The sequence below is a fragment of the Pseudomonas sp. PDM26 genome, from assembly GCF_019219185.1.
Taxonomy (GTDB): Bacteria; Pseudomonadota; Gammaproteobacteria; order Pseudomonadales; family Pseudomonadaceae; genus Aquipseudomonas.
The window spans coordinates 145,775-166,902 of sequence record NZ_JAHUWC010000005.1 but is presented as its reverse complement, the minus strand read 5'-3'; the positions used below and the strand labels follow the sequence as shown (position 1 = coordinate 166,902).

21 protein-coding genes, 2 tRNA genes and 1 pseudogene are annotated in these 21,128 nt (G+C 56.5%); 16 read left to right on the top strand and 8 right to left on the bottom strand.

Features of this window, described 5'->3' with window-relative positions; genetic code table 11:
• The first annotated feature begins 55 nt into the window (after positions 1-55).
• The 9 genes from KW849_RS12185 (at position 56) to KW849_RS12145 (ending at position 8,019) form a co-directional block, all read left to right on the top strand.
• On the top strand, positions 56-2,287 hold the full coding sequence (locus tag KW849_RS12185) for an AsmA family protein (RefSeq protein ID WP_218429636.1): 2,232 nt from the start codon (positions 56-58) through the stop codon (positions 2,285-2,287).
• On the top strand, positions 2,284-3,351 hold the full coding sequence (gene mutY / locus KW849_RS12180) for an A/G-specific adenine glycosylase (RefSeq protein WP_218429635.1): 1,068 nt from the start codon (positions 2,284-2,286) through the stop codon (positions 3,349-3,351). Before KW849_RS12185 ends, mutY begins: the two co-directional genes overlap by 4 nt.
• Positions 3,348-3,620 carry an oxidative damage protection protein gene (locus KW849_RS12175; protein ID WP_007972770.1) on the top strand — a complete coding sequence of 91 codons (273 nt, stop codon included), beginning with the start codon at positions 3,348-3,350 and terminating at the stop codon, positions 3,618-3,620. Before mutY ends, KW849_RS12175 begins: the two co-directional genes overlap by 4 nt.
• Positions 3,621-3,723: 103 nt before the next feature.
• Positions 3,724-3,799, top strand: a tRNA-Phe gene (locus KW849_RS12170).
• Between the two features lie 231 nt (positions 3,800-4,030).
• The gene (locus KW849_RS12165; protein ID WP_218429634.1) at positions 4,031-4,468 is read left to right on the top strand and encodes a hypothetical protein; all 438 of its coding nucleotides are present in this window, start codon (positions 4,031-4,033) and stop codon (positions 4,466-4,468) included.
• Between the two features lie 537 nt (positions 4,469-5,005).
• Positions 5,006-6,064 (top strand): YhcG family protein, encoded by a 1,059-nt coding sequence (locus KW849_RS12160; RefSeq protein WP_218429633.1) that lies wholly within the window; start codon positions 5,006-5,008, stop codon positions 6,062-6,064.
• Positions 6,065-6,132: 68 nt separating this feature from the next.
• Positions 6,133-7,107, top strand: coding sequence for an alpha/beta fold hydrolase (locus KW849_RS12155; RefSeq protein ID WP_218429632.1), 975 nt, complete (start codon positions 6,133-6,135; stop codon positions 7,105-7,107).
• Between the two features lie 36 nt (positions 7,108-7,143).
• Positions 7,144-7,560, top strand: coding sequence for a hypothetical protein (locus KW849_RS12150; protein WP_056725823.1), 417 nt, complete (start codon positions 7,144-7,146; stop codon positions 7,558-7,560).
• A gap of 6 nt (positions 7,561-7,566) precedes the next feature.
• Positions 7,567-8,019, top strand: coding sequence for a hypothetical protein (locus tag KW849_RS12145; protein WP_218429631.1), 453 nt, complete (start codon positions 7,567-7,569; stop codon positions 8,017-8,019).
• 71 nt (positions 8,020-8,090) lie between these two features.
• Here KW849_RS12145 and gabP read toward each other — a convergent pair whose 3' ends face one another.
• Complete coding sequence (gabP, locus tag KW849_RS12140; protein ID WP_218429630.1) at positions 8,091-9,482, bottom strand: GABA permease; 1,392 nt, start codon at positions 9,480-9,482, stop codon at positions 8,091-8,093.
• A 564-nt stretch (positions 9,483-10,046) separates the two neighbouring features.
• On the opposite strand from gabP, the gene KW849_RS12135 reads away from it, so the two are divergent.
• The 7 genes from KW849_RS12135 to KW849_RS12105 all read left to right on the top strand — a co-directional run bounded on the left by KW849_RS12135 (position 10,047) and on the right by KW849_RS12105 (position 15,567).
• On the top strand, positions 10,047-10,820 hold the full coding sequence (locus KW849_RS12135; protein ID WP_007972784.1) for an ABC transporter ATP-binding protein: 774 nt from the start codon (positions 10,047-10,049) through the stop codon (positions 10,818-10,820).
• Between the two features lie 13 nt (positions 10,821-10,833).
• Positions 10,834-11,580: an ABC transporter substrate-binding protein gene (locus KW849_RS12130; RefSeq protein WP_218429629.1), complete on the top strand. Its 747-nt coding sequence runs from the start codon at positions 10,834-10,836 to the stop codon at positions 11,578-11,580.
• Between the two features lie 72 nt (positions 11,581-11,652).
• The gene (locus tag KW849_RS12125) at positions 11,653-12,348 is read left to right on the top strand and encodes an ABC transporter permease (protein WP_218429628.1); all 696 of its coding nucleotides are present in this window, start codon (positions 11,653-11,655) and stop codon (positions 12,346-12,348) included.
• Entirely contained in the window at positions 12,345-13,034 is a 690-nt protein-coding gene (locus tag KW849_RS12120; protein ID WP_108216169.1) for an ABC transporter permease, read from the top strand. Before KW849_RS12125 ends, KW849_RS12120 begins: the two co-directional genes overlap by 4 nt.
• Positions 13,015-14,244 (top strand): methyltransferase, encoded by a 1,230-nt coding sequence (locus tag KW849_RS12115; RefSeq protein ID WP_218429627.1) that lies wholly within the window; start codon positions 13,015-13,017, stop codon positions 14,242-14,244. The genes KW849_RS12120 and KW849_RS12115 overlap by 20 nt, the downstream gene beginning before the upstream one ends.
• A gap of 344 nt (positions 14,245-14,588) precedes the next feature.
• Positions 14,589-15,413, top strand: a complete 825-nt coding sequence (locus tag KW849_RS12110) for an FkbM family methyltransferase (RefSeq protein ID WP_218429626.1) — start codon at positions 14,589-14,591, stop codon at positions 15,411-15,413.
• A 78-nt stretch (positions 15,414-15,491) separates the two neighbouring features.
• Positions 15,492-15,567, top strand: a tRNA-Thr gene (locus tag KW849_RS12105).
• 489 nt (positions 15,568-16,056) lie between these two features.
• On the opposite strand, the gene KW849_RS12100 is transcribed toward KW849_RS12105, so the two are convergent.
• The 7 genes and pseudogenes from KW849_RS12100 to hxsA2 form a co-directional block, all read right to left on the bottom strand.
• On the bottom strand, positions 16,057-16,368 hold the full coding sequence (locus KW849_RS12100) for a TM2 domain-containing protein (RefSeq protein ID WP_218429625.1): 312 nt from the start codon (positions 16,366-16,368) through the stop codon (positions 16,057-16,059).
• A gap of 50 nt (positions 16,369-16,418) precedes the next feature.
• A complete protein-coding gene (locus KW849_RS12095) occupies positions 16,419-16,652 on the bottom strand; it encodes a hypothetical protein (protein WP_218429624.1) in 234 nt (77 codons plus the stop codon).
• A 305-nt stretch (positions 16,653-16,957) separates the two neighbouring features.
• Positions 16,958-17,521, bottom strand: a complete 564-nt coding sequence (locus tag KW849_RS12090; RefSeq protein ID WP_218429623.1) for a class I SAM-dependent methyltransferase — start codon at positions 17,519-17,521, stop codon at positions 16,958-16,960.
• Between the two features lie 52 nt (positions 17,522-17,573).
• Positions 17,574-18,740 (bottom strand): annotated as a pseudogene (hxsC, locus tag KW849_RS12085) (His-Xaa-Ser system radical SAM maturase HxsC).
• On the bottom strand, positions 18,734-20,191 hold the full coding sequence (gene hxsB / locus KW849_RS12080; RefSeq protein WP_218429622.1) for a His-Xaa-Ser system radical SAM maturase HxsB: 1,458 nt from the start codon (positions 20,189-20,191) through the stop codon (positions 18,734-18,736). Before hxsB ends, hxsC begins: the two are co-directional and overlap by 7 nt.
• Entirely contained in the window at positions 20,184-20,486 is a 303-nt protein-coding gene (gene hxsD / locus KW849_RS12075; protein ID WP_218429621.1) for a His-Xaa-Ser system protein HxsD, read from the bottom strand. Before hxsD ends, hxsB begins: the two co-directional genes overlap by 8 nt.
• Complete coding sequence (gene hxsA2 / locus KW849_RS12070) at positions 20,486-20,770, bottom strand: His-Xaa-Ser repeat protein HxsA2 (RefSeq protein WP_218429620.1); 285 nt, start codon at positions 20,768-20,770, stop codon at positions 20,486-20,488. Before hxsA2 ends, hxsD begins: the two co-directional genes overlap by 1 nt.
• Positions 20,771-21,128: the final 358 nt, after the last annotated feature.

Genomic DNA, 21,128 nt, shown 5'->3' with positions numbered 1-21,128 from the left:
GGGCGCTATACTCCTCGGCTAAATTTTGAATTCGACTAATTACAAGGACTCGCCCATGAAAGCGTTCGGCAAAATCCTGGGTCTGGTACTTCTCGGGCTGTTGCTGATCATTGTGGCGCTGGGCTTTGCCCTGACCCACCTCTTCGATCCCAACGACTACAAAGACGAGATCCGCCAGATAGCCCGCGACAAGGCCCACATCGAGCTGACGCTCAATGGCGATATCGGCTGGAGCCTGTTCCCGTGGCTGGGCCTGGAGTTGCACGACGCCAGCGTCGCGACCATGGTCAAACCGACCGAACCGTACGCCGACTTGCAGATGCTCGGCCTGTCGGTGCGCGTACTGCCGCTGCTGCGCCGCGAAGTGCAGATGAGCGACGTGCGCGTCGAAGGCCTGAACCTGCGCCTGAACCGCGACAAGGACGGTCACGGCAATTGGCAAGACATCGGCAAGCTGCCGGCACCGACCAACACCGACGCGACCAGCACCCCGCCGGCCGCTGGCGAACCTGCGCCCGAAGCCAACGTCGCGGCGGAAAAACCGCCGCAACCGATTCGCCTGGACATCGACAGCCTGACCGTGAACAACGCACGGGTTGAATACACCGACGAACGAACCGGCAAGAGCTTCAGCGCCGAAAGCATTCAGTTGAGCACCGGTGCGGTTCATGACTCCGTCAACATTCCGCTCAAGCTCACGGCTTTCCTGTCAGCCAACCAGCCGGCATTGCGAGTGCGTACCGAGCTCAACGGTGAGGTGCGCATCGCACGTGCACTGCAGCGCTATCAGCTCGAAGACATGAGGTTGTCCGGCGAAGTGACCGGCGACCCATTGCAAGGCAAGACCATGACGTTCGCCGCCCAGGGCCAGCTGGTGCTGGACAAGGCCGCCAACATTGCCGAATGGACCGGTATCAAGATCTCCGCCAACCAACTGCGGGCACTGGGTGAACTGAAGGTCAACGACCTCGACAAGACCCCACAGGTCAGCGGCGGCATCTCGATTGCCCAGTTCGACCTGGCGAAATTCGTCGACAGCGTCGGTCAGAAGCTCCCGGCCATGGCCGAAGGCAGCCTGAGCAAAGTCGAGCTGGTCAGCCGATTGGCAGCGACACCGACCAGCCTGTCGCTTGACGATCTCAACCTGAAAGTCGACGACAGCACCTTCAGCGGCCGTATCGCCGTCGAAGACTTCGCAAAGCAATCGTTGCGCGCAGCACTCAAGGCCGACACTTTCAACGTCGACCGTTACCTGCCGCCGAAATCCGCCGAGGCCAATAGCGCGACACAAGTGCGTCAGGCCGAAGTCGCCAGCACCGAAGCCGATGCCATGGCCGGCGCCGGCAGTACTCCGTTGCCACCTGCGCCGACCAAGGACGCTTGGAGCAGCGAGCGCCTGTTGCCAGTGGAACGCTTGAGCAAGCTCGATGTGGACGCCGATCTGAGTTTCGGCCAGTTGACCCTGCAAAAACTGCCGATCCATAACGCTGCGCTCAAGGCCACCGGCCAGGGCGGCCTGCTGACACTGGCCAACCTGCGCGGCGACCTGTACGAGGGCAGCTTCGAAACCACCGGCACGCTCGATGTACGCCAGCCAGTGCCGGCGCTGAACCTGCAGACGAAGATCAGCCGGGTACCGGCAGAAAAAATCCTCGAAAGCCAGGGCAAGAATCCGCCGGTCAAAGGCCTGGTCACGCTCAACAGCAGCCTGACCGGTAGCGGCAACAGCCAGAAAGCGTTGATCGAAACCCTCAACGGCAACGCCAGTTTCGTCATCAACAATGGCGTGCTGCTCAACGCCAACCTTGAGCAACAGCTGTGCAAAGGCATCGCCATGCTCAACCGCAAAACCCTCAACGGTGAGTCGCGCGGCAAGGACACACCGTTCCAGGAGCTCAAGGGCAACCTGACCTTGCGTAACGGCGTGGCCAGCAACCCGGACCTGAAAGTGCGCATCCCGGGCATGACCGTCAACGGTGACGGTGACATCGATCTGCGAGTGCTGGGCATGGACTACCGCGTCGGCATCATCGTCGAAGGCGATACCAGCGCCATGCCGGACCCGGCCTGTCAGGTCGGCGACAAGTTTGTCGGCATCGAGTGGCCACTGCGCTGTCGCGGCCCGCTGGAGCTGGGCGCCAAGGCTTGCCGCCTGGATAACGACCGCATGAGCCAGGTCGCGGGCAAACTGGCAGGCGACAGGATCAGCGAAAAAATCGACGAAAAATGGGGCGACAAGGTCGACCCGAAACTGAAAGACGCGCTCAAGGAGCTGTTCAAGCGATGAGAGCCGAGCAGTTTTCAACGGCGGTGCTGGACTGGTTCGACCGCCACGGACGTCACGATTTACCCTGGCAGCAGGACATCAACCCGTATCGGGTATGGGTCTCGGAAATCATGTTGCAGCAGACCCAGGTCAGCACCGTACTGAACTACTTCGACCGTTTCATGGCTTCGTTGCCAACGGTCGAAGCCCTGGCGGCGGCACCGGAAGACGAAGTGCTGCACCTGTGGACAGGCCTGGGTTACTACACCCGCGCGCGCAATTTGCAGAAGACCGCGAAGATAGTCGTCGAGCAGTACGGCGGCGAATTCCCCCGGGACGTGGAAAAGCTCACTGATCTGCCGGGAATCGGCCTGTCCACCGCCGGTGCCATTGCCAGCATCAGCATGGGCCTGCGCGCGCCGATCCTCGACGGCAACGTCAAACGGGTGCTGGCGCGCTTTACCGCACAAGAGGGCTACCCCGGCGAGCCGAAGGTTGCCAAACAGCTCTGGGCCAACGCTGAGCGCTTTACACCGCACGACCGGGTTAACGCCTACACCCAGGCGATGATGGACCTGGGTGCCACGCTCTGCACCCGCAGCAAACCGAGCTGCCTGCTGTGCCCGCTGGAAAAGGGCTGCGAGGCGCACATGCTCGGCCTGGAAACCCGCTACCCGATCCCCAAGCCGCGCAAAGCCATCCCGCAGAAACGCACGCTGATGCCGATGCTCGCCAACGGCGAGGGCGCGATCCTGCTTTACCGTCGCCCGTCCACGGGCCTGTGGGGCGGTTTGTGGAGCCTGCCGGAACTCGACGACCTCGACGACCTGCCGCATCTGGCATCGCAGCACTCGCTGGAATTGGGCACCCAACAGGCATTGCCGAGCCTGGTGCACACCTTCAGCCATTTTCAGTTATCCATCGAACCCTGGCTGGTTCAGGTCCAGGAGTCCGGCCATCACGTGGCCGAGGCTGACTGGCTCTGGTATAACCTCGCCACCCCGCCGCGCCTGGGCCTTGCCGCCCCGGTCAAAACCTTGCTCGAACGCGCGGCCGCCGTATTGAACGCAGGAGAGTCGTCATGACCCGCACCATCATGTGCCGCAAGTACAAAGAAGAATTACCAGGCCTGGAACGCGCTCCCTTCCCGGGCGCCAAAGGCCAGGACATTTTTGACCACGTCTCGGCCAAGGCCTGGGCCGACTGGCAAAAACACCAGACCCTGCTGATCAACGAAAAACGCCTGAACATGATGAACGCCGAAGATCGCAAATATCTTCAGGGCGAGATGGACAAGTACTTCTCCGGCGAGGATTACGCCAAGGCCGAAGGCTACGTGCCGCCGTCGGAATAACCCCGATTTATCGGGGGTCGGAACGTAAGCGACGGTAATAATTAAAATTTTTTTGAAAACTTGCTTGACGCCCCCCTGAAAAACCCGTTTAATGCGCCCCGTTGCCCAGATAGCTCAGTCGGTAGAGCAGGGGATTGAAAATCCCCGTGTCGGCGGTTCGATTCCGTCTCTGGGCACCAAATACCGAAAACCCTGAATCGCAAGATTCAGGGTTTTTTTATGCCTGCGATTTGTCCAACCCTATCGCCACAGAAAATTCCTACATCCGCTACGCCTGGTCCTACCAATCGTCCCCCCCTCTTCTTACGTCACTTTGGGACACGCCTGATCGAGCGCCCTCCCTTACAAGGTGAAACTTATGCAGCAGCAAATCTGCCTGCATTCAACGTTTCAAAGTAAGGAAGCATTTCTTGAATACGCTTTTGAAGTTTCTCGCCCTGTCGACAATCATCGCCACAGCAAGCGGCTGTGTCAGCTACAACAACAGCCAGCCTTCTTCGCCGATCGACAGCACCGTCAAAGCCGACCTGAAAGCGGACATCGCTGTCGGCGACACCATCTCCGGCCAGTCTTCGGTCAACGTCCTGTTCGGCGTCCTCAAGTTTGGTGGCGACTCCCAGTTTGCGGACGGCGTCAGCTACGGTGGTCAGAGTGGCGGCCTGGGCAGTCTGGGCCTGGATCCCGTCAGCGCAGTCAAATCGGCAGCAGCCTATAAAGCGGTCAAGTCTTCCGGCGCCGACCTGATCGTCGCCCCTCGCTACGAAGTGAACGAAGAAAACTACTTCATCTTCAAAAAAGTTTCCGTCACGGTAAAAGGTAACAAAGGCAACATCCGTAGCATCCGCTAACTCCTCCCCCCAGGTGATTGTTCAGCAAACCATCCACCGCGCTTTGGCAAACCGAAAAACCTAGCGCAGTGCGCTCCGCAAGCAACCATTGAAAAACGGCTGCTTGCGGACTTGAGGACTGACTGAATTACCCCTTCTACATACCGGCTTACGGCCAAATCTCCAGCCTCGTCGATACCACCGGACAGTCGGGCAACCCCGTCTGGCATTGATGATCGCCCCCTCTTGGCAGACTCTCAGGTCTGTCGGAACGCTCCGTATACTTTCACGGAAATGGATGACATACGCTGATCATGGAATTCAGCAGAACCCAATCGTTACATCCTTTGGATTCCCTGCTGGAGGGAGGGGCCCTGGATTGATTTGGCCTGAGTACGAAACGTACTACGCCATTTGTTCCTCAGCCCTCAGCCGGATTCAGACCCGTCCTGCCGCAGAAGCTGGTATTTCCTGCCTGTTTCTCAGTAACTCCCGGCATCTTCGAAGGGTGCTCATTTGTCATTCTCTTTCGCTGTTCAACCTGCTGCGGAAGACCTCATGACGGCCCTCACACCCAACGACACTCACGACCCACATCTGGCATCACTGCTTGGCAACCTTGGCAAATTGATCCATCAGGCACGTCAGAAGGTGCTTCGGGCGGTCGATACCGTTCAAGTGCAGACCTGTTGGCAGATTGGTCGACACATCATTGAGTTCGAACAGAACGGCGCGCGACGGGCGAGGTATGGCAAAGAGTTACTGTCGACCTTGGCCAAAGCGCTAACTGCTGAATTCGGAAAGGGATTTGATGCTTCCAACCTTCGGTATATGCGCCTGTTCTATCAAGCCTTTCCAATTCGTGACGCACTGCGTCACGAATTGAGCTGGACCCACTACCGCCGCCTGCTTCGGGTCGACAACGACAGCGCTCGTCTCTGGTACATGAACGAATCGGCCACCCAAAACTGGTCAAGCCGCGCCCTGGAACGCCAGATCAATACCTTGTATTACGAACGCCTGCTGGCGAGCCGCGATCGCGGCAGCGTCAAGCAGGAGGCCGCCACCCACATTCAAAACATGAAGGCCAGCCCTCGGGATTTCATCCGTGATCCGGTAGTACTGGAGTTTCTTGGCTTACCCAATGCCGGCAAGCTTCAGGAAAGCGAGATCGAACAAGCGCTGATCGAACAATTGCAGGGCTTCCTGCTGGAGCTGGGAAAGGGCTTTGCGTTCATTGCCCGCCAGCAACGCATCAGTACCGACAGCAAAGACTTCTACATCGATCTGGTGTTCTACAACTACCTGCTCAAGTGCTTCGTCATCTTCGATATCAAGCGCGGTGAACTGACCCATCAGGATGTGGGGCAGATGGACATGTACGTGCGCATGTACGACGACTTGAAACGCGGCGTGGAAGACGGCCCCACTGTCGGCATCATTCTCTGTGCGCAAAAGGATGAATCCGTGGTGCGTTACTCAGTACTTGAAGGAAACGAGCAACTGTTCGCCAGCAAGTACAAGCCTGTCCTGCCGAGTGAGGAGGAACTGCGTAACGAGCTGGATCGGGAACGGGCGGCACTTGAAGAGCGACTGCTCGATCAACAACTGCGTTGAGGCGAATGGATTGTTCATCAACGGTATCAGGACTATCGTTGGCAGCTACCCGCAAAGGACTGACGCCGATGAATTTGCAGGAAACGCCTTCACTCGTCCCAACTCAAATCGAGTTGCCATTGCAACGCATCGCGTCCGGTGAACCGTTCAAGGAAACCGCTGCAGACGGCTTTGTCCTCGGCGGCTTCACCTGGCGCCACGCTACCCGGGACACCACTCGTCCAGTTGTCATTATCAACGCCGCCACGTCCGTCCGTTGCCGCCACTACTCGCGCTTCGCCGACTACCTGTTCGCCCACGGCTTCGATGTCATCACCTATGACTACCGTGGCATCGGCGAGTCGCGGCCGGCATCGCTCAAGGGGTTTCAAGCCTCGTGGACCGATTGGGGAGCGCTGGATTTCGAGGCGATGCTCAAGCGCGCACAGCGCGAGTTCCCAAGGCAGCCTATCGATGTGGTCGGCCACAGCTTTGGCGGCTGTGCAGCGGGCCTGGGGGCGTCCGGGCACCTGATCCGGCGCCTGGTGACGGTCGGGGCGCAATTCGCCTACTGGCGCGACTATGCGCCCGCCCATCGCTGGCGCATGTTCGGCAAGTGGCATGTGCTGATGCCATTGGTAACGATGATCTACGGCTACTTTCCGGGCAAACGCCTCGGATGGCTGGAAGACACACCCGCCGGCGTGGTCCGAGACTGGAGCCTCTCCACCGCCCGTTTCGAGAAGCGCTCCAGCAGCCGCGCGATCAGCAAAACCACCGGACAGCTACCCTTTGCCGGCGTCACCGCGCAAACCCGGGCCATCAGCATCAGCGACGATCCCTACGGCACGATCCCGGCCATCGAACGCCTGCTCAGCTACTTCACCGGCAGCACAAACTCCCACTTGCGTATCCACCCCGAAGACATCGGCGAAGAAGAAGTCGGACATTTCGCCTTTTTTCGCAGCGCATACCAAGCCACACTATGGCCCATTGCATTGACCTGGCTGAAAAACGGCGAACTGGCCCCCGATACCCTCGGGCGGCGAGTGCCACGCAGCTAGGCCTTTTGCCCTTTCAACGAATACGGAACGATGCCCATGGCCTCCGCCAACAAGCAGCAAAAACGCGCCACCCGCGCCAAGGCCAAAGCCAAGCAGAACCGCACCCAGCGGGCTGCCGCGCCGGTGGAACTGGACCCGAACGACGATCGCATCGACTTCGAATCGGTGGACCTGACCGACATGTTCAAGGAGATGATCGACGCACAAAAGATCAGCCAGCAGGCCATGTGCGCGGCCTTTCTGGAACATCCGCTTATCGCACTGGTACTGGAGCAGGAAGGTGAGGAAACAGCGACAGACTTCATCCTCGCTGCTCTGATCGAATATCGCCAATGGTCCGCTGAAACCGACGAGGCTGGCGCCCTGGCGTGGATCGAATCACCGGCCTTCCAGGCTGACTACGTGGCGGCGTCCGACGCCATTGCCGCGCAAACCCAACAGAAACCGAACTGAGTTCCCATGGCCTCCCTGAACAAGCAACAGAAACGCGCCAAGCGCGCAAAAGCCAAAGCCAAGCAGATCAATATCCACGGCCGCAAACCCGCCGCGCTGGACGATGACCTTGGCCACCTCGCCGAGCCGATTCCGGAATACACCCTGTCGATGTTCAGCAAAATGCGTGACGCCGAAGCGGTCAGCCGCGGCGAAATGCTCTCGGTTTTGCTGACGAACCTCGCCTTTATCATCATCGACCATCCAGAACTGCTGGACATGGAACACGCCGACGACGAAGGCATGGCTGCCACCCACCTGGCCGCCGACATGCTGATCGACTATCGCATGTGGGCCGACGGCATGGACCGCGACGCCGCCCAAGCCTGGCTGAGCGAGCCGCAATTCATCGCTGATTTCGGCGCTGCACTGGATGTCTACCGCGAGTCGCTGGAAGCACCGGAAGAAAAAGCCGAGTAAAGATTACGATTCAAACAAAAACGGCCGCTTGTCATCTATGACAGCGGCCGTTTTGCATTACGCGGTATGGATCAGTTCAGCACTACCGCGCCACGTTTTTCCAGCTTGCGGCGGCGAGCCACCAGCAAGCCGGTCGCCACCACCAGAGCACTGAGCAAGCCGGTCGCGAGAATTTCCACACGGTGGGCGTCCTGGAACAGCATGATGGTCAGGGCCGCAACGATGAAGACGATCACCGCGTAGGTCAGGCCCGGGAACAGCCACATGCTGAAGGCGATTTTCTCCCCGCGCGCTATACGCTGCTTACGCATGCGCAGTTGCGAAATCGCGATCACCAGGTACACCAGCAATGCGATGGCGCCGGAGCTGGCCAGCAGGAACTCGAACACTGCAGCCGGGGCCACGTAGTTGGCGAATGTTGCCAGGAACGCTGCGCCAGTGGACAACATCACGGCCCAGTAAGGCGTGCCACTTTTGTTGGTGCGGGTGGACATCGCCGGCGCATCGCCGCGTTTGCCCAGGGAAAACATCATGCGCGACGACGTGTAGAGCGCCGAGTTCAGGCAGCTGGTCACAGCAACCAATACCACAATGTCGACGATGATCTTGGCGTTCGGGATGCCCATGCGCTCAAGCACGGTCTGGTAGGAACCGAGGCTGGCCAGAATCGGGTCGTTCCATGGCACCAGGGCCACAACGATGAAGATCGATACGAGGTAGAACAAGCCGATCCGCCAGATCACCGAGTTGGTGGCCTTGGAGATTTGCTTGCCTGGATCTTTCGATTCCGCAGCCGCAATGGTCACGATCTCCGTGCCCATGAAGGAGAACATGGTGGTCAGGATCGCACCCAGCACTGCGCCCATGCCGTTTGGCAGGAAGCCCTGGGTGTCGAACAGGTGCGAAACGCCGCTGACCTGGCTGCCCGGCAGGAGGCCGAAGATCGCCATGAGGCCCAGAACAATGAAACCGATGATGGCCAACACTTTGATCAGGGCAAACCAGAACTCGAATTCACCGTAGTTCTTCACGCTGAACAGGTTGGTCACGGTCAGCAGCATCGTGATGACCAGGGCGAAGGCCCAGATGTCCACACCAGGGAACCAGGCATGCAGGATGGTCGCGGCGGCGTTGGCCTCCAGCGGAATCACCAGCACCCAGAACCACCAGTACAACCAGCCGATGGTGAAACCGGCCCAGTGACCGATCGCACGGTCGGCGTAAGTCGAAAACGAACCAGTGTCCGGCGAGGCAACGGCCATTTCGCCGAGCATGCGCATCACCAACACCACCAACATGCCAGCGGCAGCGTAAGCCAACAGAACAGCCGGACCTGCAGCGGCGATGGCGTGACCCGAGCCAACGAACAAGCCGGCGCCGATAACCCCGGCAATCGACAGCATGGTCACGTGGCGCGGTTTGAGCCCCTGTTCGAGGCCATTAGAGCTTTGGGTACTGCTCATTAAAACTACCTTTGTAAGGAGAAGCGAATGCGTGCATCCCGTTCGGCGAACCTTCTCGTAAAAAGAAGCCAACAGGGCGTTCTGTATTCTGCACGCAATAATTGCGCCAAAATATTTCAAATCCTTCTAACCCGGTGATTCCAACCAGACCGGACGATCATCGCAACCCATTGAATTTAATGGCACTTCGCCAGAACGTTACCCTGCGACCCACATTGTGTGGCGAATCAGTGCACCGGAAACACACCTGAAAATGGCCGTGTGCACATTAAAAGTGCGCAAGCAGTGCATTTGGCCGGATAGCGCTTCCAACACCCTGTCAAAGCTGGCAACATCGCGCCTTTTTTTGCAGCAGCCACCGCGCTTTTTATCGACAGGCAAGGTTCAAACGGCTGTTCGGTTGTTGATGGGGCGACAGTCTGCTGCGCCGATGCGACAACCTGCCACACGCCAGCCGTTTACCGTCCGTAGCGCTGTTGGCTGCCATTGAAACGCTATGCTAGGTTGGCCGCCTCGTCAGGAAGGCCACCAACAGCAGGAGCGCAACATATATGAGGAACGCACATGGCTGAGGCCACGCCCGCGCTTGAAATCCGCAACTTGCACAAACGCTACGGTTCGCTGGAGGTGCTCAAAGGCATCTCGCTGACCGCCCGCGACGGCGATGTGATCTCGATCCTGGGTTCCTCCGGCTCTGGCAAGTCCACGTTCCTGCGGTGCATCAACCTGCTGGAAAACCCGCACCAGGGCCAGATCCTGGTCGCCGGCGAAGAACTCAAGCTCAAGGCCGCGAAGAACGGCGAACTGGTGGCCGCCGACGGCAAGCAGATCAACCGCCTGCGCAGCGAAATCGGTTTTGTGTTTCAAAACTTTAACCTGTGGCCGCACATGAGCGTGCTCGACAACATCATCGAAGCCCCGCGCCGAGTGCTCGGCCAGAGCAAGGCCGAAGCCATCGAAGTGGCCGAAGCCCTGCTGGCCAAGGTTGGCATCGCCGACAAGCGCCATGCCTATCCCGCGCAACTGTCCGGTGGTCAGCAACAACGGGCGGCCATCGCCCGTACCCTGGCCATGCAGCCCAAGGTCATCCTGTTCGACGAGCCCACCTCGGCGCTTGACCCGGAAATGGTCCAGGAAGTACTTAATGTCATCCGCGCGCTGGCCGAAGAAGGCCGCACCATGCTGCTCGTGACCCACGAAATGGGCTTCGCACGTCAAGTCTCCAGTGAAGTGGTGTTCCTCCACCAGGGCCTGGTAGAAGAGCAAGGATCGCCACAGCAGGTGTTTGAAAACCCGCTTTCGGCGCGCTGCAAACAATTCATGTCCAGCAACCGCTAACGGAGCTACCCACATGCAGAACTACAAAAAGGTCTTCCTGGCTGCCGCCGCCACCCTGGCGTTCAGCGCCGGTGCCATGGCCGAAACCCTGAAGATGGGCATCGAAGCGGCTTACCCGCCGTTCAACAATAAAGATGCCAGTGGCAATGTCGTCGGCTTCGATAAAGAGATCGGCGACGCCCTGTGTGCCAAGATGAAAGTCGAGTGCACCGTCGTGACCTCCGACTGGGACGGCATCATCCCGGCCCTGAACGCCAAGAAGTTCGACTTCCTGATCTCCTCGATGTCGATCACCGACGAGCGCAAGCAGGCGGTGGACTTCACCGATCCGTACTACTCCAACAAGCTGCAGTTCGTCGCCAAGAAAGACATCGACTTCAAAACCGACAAGGACTCCTTGAAAGGCAAGGTGATCGGCGCCCAGCGTTCGACCCTGGCAGGCACCTTCATGGAAGACAACATGCCGGGCGTTGAAGTCAAACTCTACGACACCCAGGAAAACGCCTATCTCGACCTGACTTCCGGCCGCCTGGACGCCATCCTGGCCGACAAGTACGTCAACTACGAGTGGCTGAAAAGCGATGCGGGCCGTAGCTACGAGTTCAAGGGCGATCCAGTGGAAGAAAGCGACAAGATCGGTATTGCCGTGCGCAAGAAAGACCCGATCCGCGAGAAGCTGAACGCCGCCCTGAAAGAAATCGTCGCTGACGGCACCTACAAGAAGATCAACGACAAGTACTTCCCGTTCAGCATCTATTGATACTGACCTGCCTGACCGGCGCCCGATGGCGCCGGTTCTCGGCCTTGCCTGCCGCGATTTGAAAAGAAATCCATGATTATCGACCTCTACGGATTCGGCCCGGCGCTCGCCGCTGGCGCGCTGATGACTGTGAAACTGGCACTCTCGGCCCTGTGCCTGGGGCTGGTACTCGGTCTGCTCGGCGCCTTGGCCAAGACTTCCCCGTACAAGCCGCTGCAATGGCTTGGGGGCACTTATTCGACCCTGGTTCGCGGCATCCCTGAATTGCTCTGGGTGCTGTTGATCTACTTCGGCACGGTCAACCTGATGCGAGCCATGGGCGAGTTCTTCGGCAACCCCGACCTCGAACTCAACGCCTTCGCTGCCGGCGTGATTGCACTGGGCCTGTGCTTCGGCGCCTACGCCACGGAAGTGTTTCGCGGCGCGATCCTCGCCATCCCCAAAGGCCATCGCGAAGCCGGCGTGGCCCTGGGCCTGTCGAAGTGGCGCATCTTCACCAGGTTGATCATGCCGCAAATGTGGCGCATCGCCCTGCCGGGCCTTGGCAACCTGTTCATGATCCTGATGAAAGACACCGCGCTGGTGTCGGTGATCGGCCTGGAAGAAATCATGCGTCATGCGCAAATCGGCGTGACCGTCTCCAAACAGCCGTTCACCTTCTTTATGGTGGCCGCGTTCATGTACCTGGGCCTGACGGTTCTGGCGATGACCGGCATGCACTTCCTGGAAAAACGCGCCGCTCGCGGCTTCGCGAGGAGCACCCAATGAACTGGGAAGTCATCATCAAGTGGCTGCCGAGACTGGCCCAGGGCGCGACCCTGACCCTGGAACTGGTGGCCATCGCCGTGATCGCCGGTTTGCTGCTGGCCATTCCACTGGGCATCGCCCGCTCGTCGCGCTTGTGGTGGGTGCGGGCATTTCCCTACGGCTACATCTTCTTTTTCCGTGGCACGCCGTTGCTGGTTCAACTGTTCCTGGTCTACTACGGCCTGGCGCAGTTCGACGCAGTTCGAAACAGCTCGATGTGGCCGTACCTGCGCGATCCGTTCTGGTGCGCCACAGCGACCATGACCCTGCACACAGCGGCCTACATCGCCGAGATCCTGCGCGGCGCCATTCAGGCCATTCCACCGGGCGAGATCGAAGCGGCGCGGGCGCTGGGCATGTCCAAGCCCAAAGCACTGCTCTACATCATCCTGCCGCGTGCCGCGCGCATCGGCCTGCCGGCCTACAGCAACGAAGTGATCCTGATGCTCAAGGCCAGCGCCCTGGCCAGCACCGTGACCTTGCTGGAACTGACTGGCATGGCCCGCACCATCATTGCCCGGACCTACCTGCCGGTGGAGATCTTCTTCGCCGCCGGCATGTTCTACCTGGTGATGGCCTATGTGCTGGTGCGCGGCTTCAAGCTGCTGGAGCGCTGGCTGCGCGTCGATGCCTGCCAAGGGCGTTGATACCGGCGTGTTGACGGGCGAGGCCCTGCTCGCCCGTTTCACCGCGCTCGATGCTTTTCTGACAGCGCATCAGGGTCTGTGGAAACCTCGCCCGTTCACTCATCTACAGCTACCCTGGGAAGCGTCCTGCCCGGAGCTGGCCGCATGGTTACGTGAGCGAACGCTGAAAGACGCGGAAAACGCTCACAATCAACCTGCCCTTCTGGATGCACCGGAACCCTTTGCTTGCCTGGCAACGACGTCCGTTGCCTTGAGTGCGGTGGATGAATTGCCTGCGCGCACACTCGAAGCGGCCGGCCATCGGTTGAACGTCGATGTGCCGGGGCGCAAATGGCAACAGATCGAAGCCTTCGCCAGTCGATTGCAGTTTTCCGAGGCCCCGCGGCATTGGCTGGACTGGTGCTCGGGCAAGGGACATCTGGGGCGCCGCCTGCTGCAAGCGGGGCAACAACTGACATGCCTGGAATACGACCCGGCACTGGTCACCAGCGGCCAGGCACTCAGCCAACGTCATCACCTGCACGCACTGCATATCGAACAGGATGTGCTCGCGGCAGACGCAGCTTCTTTACTGAGTGCGTATCACACGCCCGTCGCGCTTCACGCCTGCGGTGATTTGCATGTGCGACTGATTCAACTCGCCAGCGCAACAGGCTGCAAACAAATCGCCATTGCGCCGTGCTGCTACAACCGGATCAGTCTTGCCCAATACTCGCCGATTTCCTCAGCCGCCAAAGGCTCCGGCTTACAGCTTTCCCTCGACGACCTCGCGTTGCCCATGAGCGAAACCGTTACCGCCGGCGCCCGTGTGCGACGTCAACGCGACACCTCCATGGCCCGGCGCCTGGGCTTCGACTTGCTGCAACGGCAACTGCGCGGCATGGACGAGTACCTGCCAACCCCTTCTCTGCCCAGCGCCTGGCTGGACAAACCCTTCGCCGATTACTGCCATCACCTGGCGGCACTTAAAGAGTTATCCACAATCGGCCCGCAAGATTGGTCAGCCCTCGAGGCCGCCGGATGGCAGCGTCTGGCCGAAGTGCGCAACCTTGAACTACTACGCGGACTTTTCCGACGTCCGCTGGAACTTTGGCTGGTCCTTGACCGGGCACTTTTCCTCGCCGAACAGGGTTACAGCGTCCGCGTCGGCACCTTCTGCGACACTCCGCTCACGCCGCGTAATTTCCTGCTCCTGGCCGAACGCGCTTAAACCCACCCTCCCTGTGGATAACTCTGTTGATGGAATTATCGTGGATCCAATATCCATGCCTGTTTCAGGGCTTAAACCTGACTGTTCATTTTTCGTACACCCGGATAAAAAATCGAAAAAACAGGCATTTGCGGATAAATGAGAACGGGTCCACAAATTCGACCTAAACCCAGTGCGCTGCCGATGGCATTGTGCATAAGCATTTAATGAAAACGACATAAATGCCTAATCCCGGACCGCTGACAGGGGAAATTGCACCGCTGCACTTCTCTTGATATACACAAACGCCAGGGCGCCAGCATGCGCGGCCACGAACAAGAACATTCTTCCGACAGGATGCGCCAGTGACTTTCATTTCCTACGCACAGAATTTCGAAGACATACGCCTGTGGCGCGCCCTCAAGACTGTCGAGAACGGCTTCTACATCGACGTGGGGGCGAACCATCCCACCCACGACTCGGTCACCAAGGCGTTCTACGACCACGGCTGGACCGGCATCAACGTCGAACCGATGCCCAACTACTACGAAGCCCTGTGCCAGCAACGCCCCAAAGACACCAACCTGCAGTGCGCGGCCGGGGAAAGTGCTGACGACCTGACCTTCTACGGCATCGCCGGCACCGGTCTCTCGACCCTCGACCCGGCCATGGCCAAAATGCACAAAGACGCCGGCATGGACGTGCGCAGCCAAACGATCAAGTCCCGCACCCTGACCTCCATCTGCGAAGAACACGCCCGGGGCCGCGCCATTCACTTCCTCAAAATCGACGTCGAAGGCCACGAAGAAACCGTCCTGCGCGGCATGGACTTCACCCAATGGCGACCATGGGTCATCCTCATCGAAACCCCGTGGGAGCGCGACCAGACCTGGGAAAGCCTCGTCACCGACGCCGGCTACCAATCCATCCTGTTCGACGGCATCAACACCTACTACCTCGCCGAAGAACACCTGAACCTCAAACCCGCCTTCGACATCCCGCCGTGCAACCTGGACGAATTCCAGTTCTGCAAAGGCCACAACTTCAGCCACCCCATCGGCGACGCCGAACACCAACTCGCCGCCGCCCTGCAACGCGCCGAACAGGCCGAAGCACAGCTGCGCGCGATGCAAAACAGTCGAGCCTGGAAAGCCATTCAGAAACTCAAGAAAACCCTGCTGCGCGCCTGACCTGAAGCCCGAACAAAAATAGTCAGAATTCAGGGGTTTACAGAAGCCAACCAATCGCTATAATCGTCGCCCTGACACGCCGGTATAGCTCAGATGGTAGAGCAACTGACTTGTAATCAGTAGGTCCCGGGTTCGATTCCTGGTGCCGGCACCATACAAACGAAGGCTCGCAGAAATGCGGGCCTTTGTTGTTTCTGACATCCAGAAATCCAGCTGCTACCAACAGCCCCTATAAATACCGTCTTAACCCTCATCTGCACCAAAATCTGGCTGCACGCCTACCCGTTACAATTTCACTTCAGCATGACATTGACGATCTGCTCCAGCGACTTAAAATGCCCCCTAATACACCCGCCAAGCCTAGGTTGACCCAGTCAGCAAGCTCAAATCGTGCGGGTTTTCTTTGCCTGGAGAAAACTACATGGGGGGCCTTCGACAAGCCGGCCCTCAGCGTAGAACAGCCCGACCTATCCATAGATGACCAGACTAGCTAAAGATGAGATTGCCGGTACTCAAATCGATTCGTTACCAGCAAGAGCTGACAGGGTCTGGATCCTTTTCGGGGTTGATCCAGCGACGCAGAACCTCATCAGCCGTACTTGCTCCGCGACCTGCAAGATTGACTCGAAACGGGTAACGAACTTTAGTTTTTCTCAATGAGAGCCACCTCAAGGCGGGCATCGTGCCGAACTTTTTCGGAATGCTCACGAATAATGCCCGGAATCAAAAAGAGGTCCACAAGCAGCCAAATGCCTGTGACGATAAGAGGGATCAGAGTAAAAAACCCGACGATCGTGATAATCAATTGTGCGACCGCAGTTCCGGTCTTGCCGAGATAGAACCGGTGGCCACCGAAGCCTCCCAGGAAAAACCACAGCAGATAAGCCACGCCTGTTGATTTTTGAGCGTTGGCGACCTTTTGCTCAATTGACATCTCGGCTTGCAGGGAAGACATTCAGATTTCCTTTCCCGTCAGGGAGTCCATGTGCTGGGATGACACTAAGGTCAATTGAAGCGCAAGGATGGCATCTTGCAATCAATCATCTGAAATTGAGTGAACGGGTGGTGGCGTTTTTCAAGGTCGTCGGAGAAAGACAAAACATGGAGCAATAGAGTAGGCGTACACCCAGCACGGGCTGCAAAACCGCCTTGGTTGGAAGGATCTGGATTAAAAAAGCTAAACGCCACTGGCGAGTCTGTGGAAACGACAGATTCCCAGCGGTGGATAATTTCATCCACAGCCGCAGAACTCTCGAAAATTCGAGCCTTGGCCCGAATTATCCACAGGCGTAGAAAAGATTGGGCAAAGCGCTGTCGTTGACAGCAACCCAGGTAGACAGAACCTTCAAGGCTACGCCACACCGTGGTGGTTCTCCCAAAGTGCGATTAGCGTCCGGCGGCTCGCATGGTCACAGCGATGTGATGGATACACCTTCAATGAATCGCTTCATGATCGTCCCCCAATACAATCTCGACGATCAGAAGATTAGTCAATCCTCGGCGTTTTCACACAGTCTGAATCCGAAGCCAACGATCAGTCGCACCTATAAAGCTACGAGCGATTCATGTTTTTTCTGGGCAACCACTTTCACGGTGGCATTTTTTTTATCAGGACCTACAGGTCGTTCTAAGTAATGCTTGATAATAAACTGTTTTTCTAAAAGCCTTTTCACTTCTCCGGAAAGACTCAGCTCTCGCCAGTTTTCGCCATTGCCAGCAATGCTTTCATAAATAAAAAAACCGTCCGGCCGGATCACATCAATCAAATTAGCAATTAAATTTTCATGGTATAAATGAACAACTATAACAGCTGAGAATACATTATTTAAAAACGGCAGTAATTGCCGGCAATCCAGGATCACCGGGTGTATGTTTTTGCAATTTAAATACCATAAGTCGCTGAAACTTTTACAAGAAAAATCAGCGGCTATTACATTCGCAAAATGCCTTGATAACAAGATGGAATTACGACCATAGCCGCACCCCAAATCAAGAACAAGAGACCCTTCAGGTAAATTCAGCCCTGATATCTCTCTCGCCAAAAAATTTGATGGCTCATTGGATATTGGCTTTTTATGTCGACTGTATTTTTCTATAATTAAATTCACTCCGCAGCGCAACAAATTACAGAATAATCTTGATGCCGACCTTTAACATAGATCAACAAAAAGGTATTAGGCTCTTACTGTAACCATGCTTGATCCCTGACGAAAAAAAACCTCCGCAGTCCGACTTGCGAGTGCACACCTCGCACTCGGTGGCGTATTCATTTTTCCAGTCACTGATTGACTTTCGGTAATATGGATAAATGTCTGAGTTCACTAGACAGAGTTGATGGTTGTAGACCGAGATATGCATGCCATACTTGGCCAGAATGCCAACCGATTTGCTGAGCGTGTCTTTGTACTCGAATGGGTCGATCCACAGCTCATCAAGATTGGCCCTGGTAAAACCCATCATCTCAAGGCCCATCAGCGCCACATGATCAACAAACAAAAGATTGCGTGCAATGAACTCACATAGTTCAGGAAGGCGTTGTATCGATAGCTTGTGAATGACGACTCGGATCTCAACCTTCTGGCCCAAGCGCTTCAAATTGAGAATGCCCTGAATGGTTTCATCGAACGCGCCTTGGGCCTGGACAATGTAGTCATGCAGAGTTGGATCGTCTGAATAGACAGGGATTCCGATCATCGCGTCGGGCAATTCAATCTGCGCATACCGTTCAGCGAACGCTGGGTCCTTGAAACTGCGCCCGTTCGAGAGAATGTGAATCGCCGTTCTTGGCAGATAACTTTTTGTCAGGCTGATAATATTAAGGAAACGCTCCCGGTTGGTCGTCGGCTCGCCCCCGGTAAACACCAGCTCGCGGGTATTTTTTGGAATCAGCGGAATCAGGCTCTCGATTTCGTCGAGTATCCATGAGTCATCAGCGGCTTTCGGCGGTTGGGAACACATGAGGCAGTAATGATTACACTGCTCTGTGACCAGGATACTGTTGTGGGGCGACGATACACGAAACAAAACTCGGATGCTCTAACGATCCGCTGAAAGCCGGATAACGTCGCCATCACCGATATAGCTGTAGTCATCCGGCAGAATTGAAAAATCAGAGTTCAAAGGGAGCGCATCAACCAGATACCGATGTTTCTCAACCAGCAGATAGTGCGCGTATCCTTGGGGGATCTGGTTATCGGAAACTAGGTAGGCCATTTCTCGTCGCAAAACTTCAGGCAAATTCCGACTGGTTGATACTTTGGCCAAGGCGATGGTCTTATCAACATCAACCGCATGTATTCGGATAATCTTTCCGCCGAGCTTCAGCATCGGTTGGCCCACCCCATAAAAATCCGTTTCGTTTGCTCATCGCGTCCCATCAGTTCTATGAGGTGCTTGAAGATCGACATATTCCGTTTGCAGAAAGCAGACTCAGGCTTTCTTGCCACCACATCCTTGTGTATTGCGTGATGGTAGACAGGCTCAGCGCCACAGTAAGGTTCGAATGCACAGTCAGAACACATGGGGGCACTTAAAGTGAAGGAGTTTTCCAGTGCATCCAGAAGCTGATCCGAGAGGATGATCTCCTCATATGAATGCTCAAGAATGCTCCCCAACCGGAACGTATGATCACCCATTTCGGCAAGCATACGGCTTTCATCTGAGGCGTAGACCGATCCGTCGTAGTTGAACACAATGGCTGCGATACCAGCACCGGCAGGGTTCATTAAATCAACAAACCCGGGGTCCCCTGATGTCAGCATTTTTGTCAGCACGATCGCGGAATACTGCTCAACAAATCGTATGCCCGACTTGTTTAGCTCAATGATGTACTCAAGACCTTCCTTGTAAAATTCCAGCCAGCGCTCCGTGTCATACGACATGAATTTCTTGGTCTTGATAGCAAAGCCGTAAGGGGAAAGCGTGCGCAGGAAGATGCCATCAAAGCCCAGGCGCAAGTATTCATCAATGATCTCACGTGCTCGTGGCAGGCTCTTATCTGTGGTTGTCATCAGGGCTGACACTTGGTCATAGCCGAGGGCCGCACGGGCTTTCTTCAAGCCTTCCTCGAAACGCTGGTGACTATCTCGACCTGGGCGTGGGCGATTTGCATTATGCAGATCCATTGGCCCATCGAGAGAAGATGAAAGCACGATGTTGTGCTGCTTACAGAAATCGAGCATGTCATCCGTCAGTAACGATAAAGTAGTCGCAATGACGAACCGCAGGTCACGTCCTTCCTTGAGGTTACGTTTTTTTGCTTCAAGAACGACGTACTTCACCATCTCGAAGTTCAGCAGCGGCTCGCCCCCCTGAAATTCAATTTTGATGGCCGAATTCGGAGATCTGAAAACGAAATCTAACGACTTGTCTGCCATCTCCGTGGTCATGTCGAATTCGCCTTTGTTCTCCGACTGTCTCGATACCTGGCAATATGGGCAGCTATGGTCGCAGCGAAGGGTCACAACAAAGATATGCAGACTGGTGAACTGGGCCAGCCTGGACAAGCGCGTGCGAATCTTGAGTGCCAGAAGCTGAAGTGGCGCCTGCTCGTTGGTGAAGCGAATGAACTGTTTGGACCGCAGCGTAGCGATCAGTTCTGATGAAAGCGCAAGCGACTTGCTTATGATCGGCTCAAGCATCGGTGCCGGTATGACGTGAAACTCGCCTACCATGTTGGTGATGACGTACTCATCGTCATTCAGGCGGTCAAACTTGAAGGGCAGCAACTCATAGGTGTGTTGCTGCGCGTAGAACTCCAGCTTCTGGAATTTACTCACTAGTCAGCCCGGTTTTTGAAAAAGCCAGCCCAAGAATCAGGTTCTTGATCGGCTGCGTCTCAGCATTCAGCCGGTGGCGCAGTTGGTAGTCGAGTACGTCCTTCTTGAACTCTTGAACGGCAGTCAGAAAGGAAATCTCGTCAACACCAATGTTCGAGGATAAGGCACAGAAAAATTGCCCCCCTGTTGATTTGATATCAACCGTCAGCGAATTAATTGAGCGATAAGCGGCTTTTTGCAGAACCTGCGCGTCAAAAAGCCGCTCGTCAAAGACGAGCGTATCCGAGAGTGCCATTAGGAGCCCGAGGTATGGGAGGCATGAGAAACGTGAGAGGCGTGAGAGCTGTGCGAGCTGTGGTAAGCCATCATCTGACCTTGATCCCCGCGTTTGAGAACAAAGGCAAATTGATCATTGCCACTGCGTACCAAAAGGTTTTCGCCTTGGGCATTGGAATGGAACGTGTTCGTGGCGTCGGTATTGGGCTCGACAACCTCATGGGTAGCTATCGCTGAAGCTTGTTCTGTGACTATGGCTGCGGCCAGAGTAGCCAGAGGAAGCAGAAAAGGACGCTTTTTCATTATGATGATATCCCTATCGCTGAAGGGGTTATTTTTGAGTTTCGGCGCGTTTCTCTATGATGTCAATGTGCAATCGATTAATGCAGCCTTTTTCCGATATCAGGCATCCTCGAAGGCTAGCAGCGTATGGCTTCTTCCGCTGGATTTATGCCTTAAGCACCTCCTTGAGTTCTTCAGCAAGCTTCCCGACAGATAATGCAGAGCCATAAATTCCAGGCGACATTGGGCGAGAAATACTTTCTGCCGTGGAAACCGAAGCCGACTTTTTCAACACAATCGGCCATCTGCTGCCTGTCGCCACGGGTAGGTTCTGGAAGACTCCTGCCTATTTTCTACGGAGGGGATGATCGACAACGTT

What these genes read in the sequence shown, in the direction of transcription:
- KW849_RS12175 (WP_007972770.1), top strand. Translation starts at nt 3,348, where the DNA reads ATGACCCGCACCATCATGTGCCGCAAGTACAAAGAAGAATTACCAGGC.
- hxsA2 (WP_218429620.1), bottom strand. Translation starts at nt 20,770, where the DNA reads ATGAAAAAGCGTCCTTTTCTGCTTCCTCTGGCTACTCTGGCCGCAGCC.
- KW849_RS12160 (WP_218429633.1), top strand. Translation starts at nt 5,006, where the DNA reads ATGACGGCCCTCACACCCAACGACACTCACGACCCACATCTGGCATCA.
- KW849_RS12155 (WP_218429632.1), top strand. Translation starts at nt 6,133, where the DNA reads ATGAATTTGCAGGAAACGCCTTCACTCGTCCCAACTCAAATCGAGTTG.
- KW849_RS12120 (WP_108216169.1), top strand. Translation starts at nt 12,345, where the DNA reads ATGAACTGGGAAGTCATCATCAAGTGGCTGCCGAGACTGGCCCAGGGC.
- KW849_RS12185 (WP_218429636.1), top strand. Translation starts at nt 56, where the DNA reads ATGAAAGCGTTCGGCAAAATCCTGGGTCTGGTACTTCTCGGGCTGTTG.
- KW849_RS12150 (WP_056725823.1), top strand. Translation starts at nt 7,144, where the DNA reads ATGGCCTCCGCCAACAAGCAGCAAAAACGCGCCACCCGCGCCAAGGCC.
- gabP (WP_218429630.1), bottom strand. Translation starts at nt 9,482, where the DNA reads ATGAGCAGTACCCAAAGCTCTAATGGCCTCGAACAGGGGCTCAAACCG.
- KW849_RS12100 (WP_218429625.1), bottom strand. Translation starts at nt 16,368, where the DNA reads ATGTCTTCCCTGCAAGCCGAGATGTCAATTGAGCAAAAGGTCGCCAAC.
- KW849_RS12145 (WP_218429631.1), top strand. Translation starts at nt 7,567, where the DNA reads ATGGCCTCCCTGAACAAGCAACAGAAACGCGCCAAGCGCGCAAAAGCC.
- hxsD (WP_218429621.1), bottom strand. Translation starts at nt 20,486, where the DNA reads ATGGCACTCTCGGATACGCTCGTCTTTGACGAGCGGCTTTTTGACGCG.
- KW849_RS12135 (WP_007972784.1), top strand. Translation starts at nt 10,047, where the DNA reads ATGGCTGAGGCCACGCCCGCGCTTGAAATCCGCAACTTGCACAAACGC.
- KW849_RS12125 (WP_218429628.1), top strand. Translation starts at nt 11,653, where the DNA reads ATGATTATCGACCTCTACGGATTCGGCCCGGCGCTCGCCGCTGGCGCG.
- KW849_RS12130 (WP_218429629.1), top strand. Translation starts at nt 10,834, where the DNA reads ATGCAGAACTACAAAAAGGTCTTCCTGGCTGCCGCCGCCACCCTGGCG.
- mutY (WP_218429635.1), top strand. Translation starts at nt 2,284, where the DNA reads ATGAGAGCCGAGCAGTTTTCAACGGCGGTGCTGGACTGGTTCGACCGC.
- KW849_RS12115 (WP_218429627.1), top strand. Translation starts at nt 13,015, where the DNA reads ATGCCTGCCAAGGGCGTTGATACCGGCGTGTTGACGGGCGAGGCCCTG.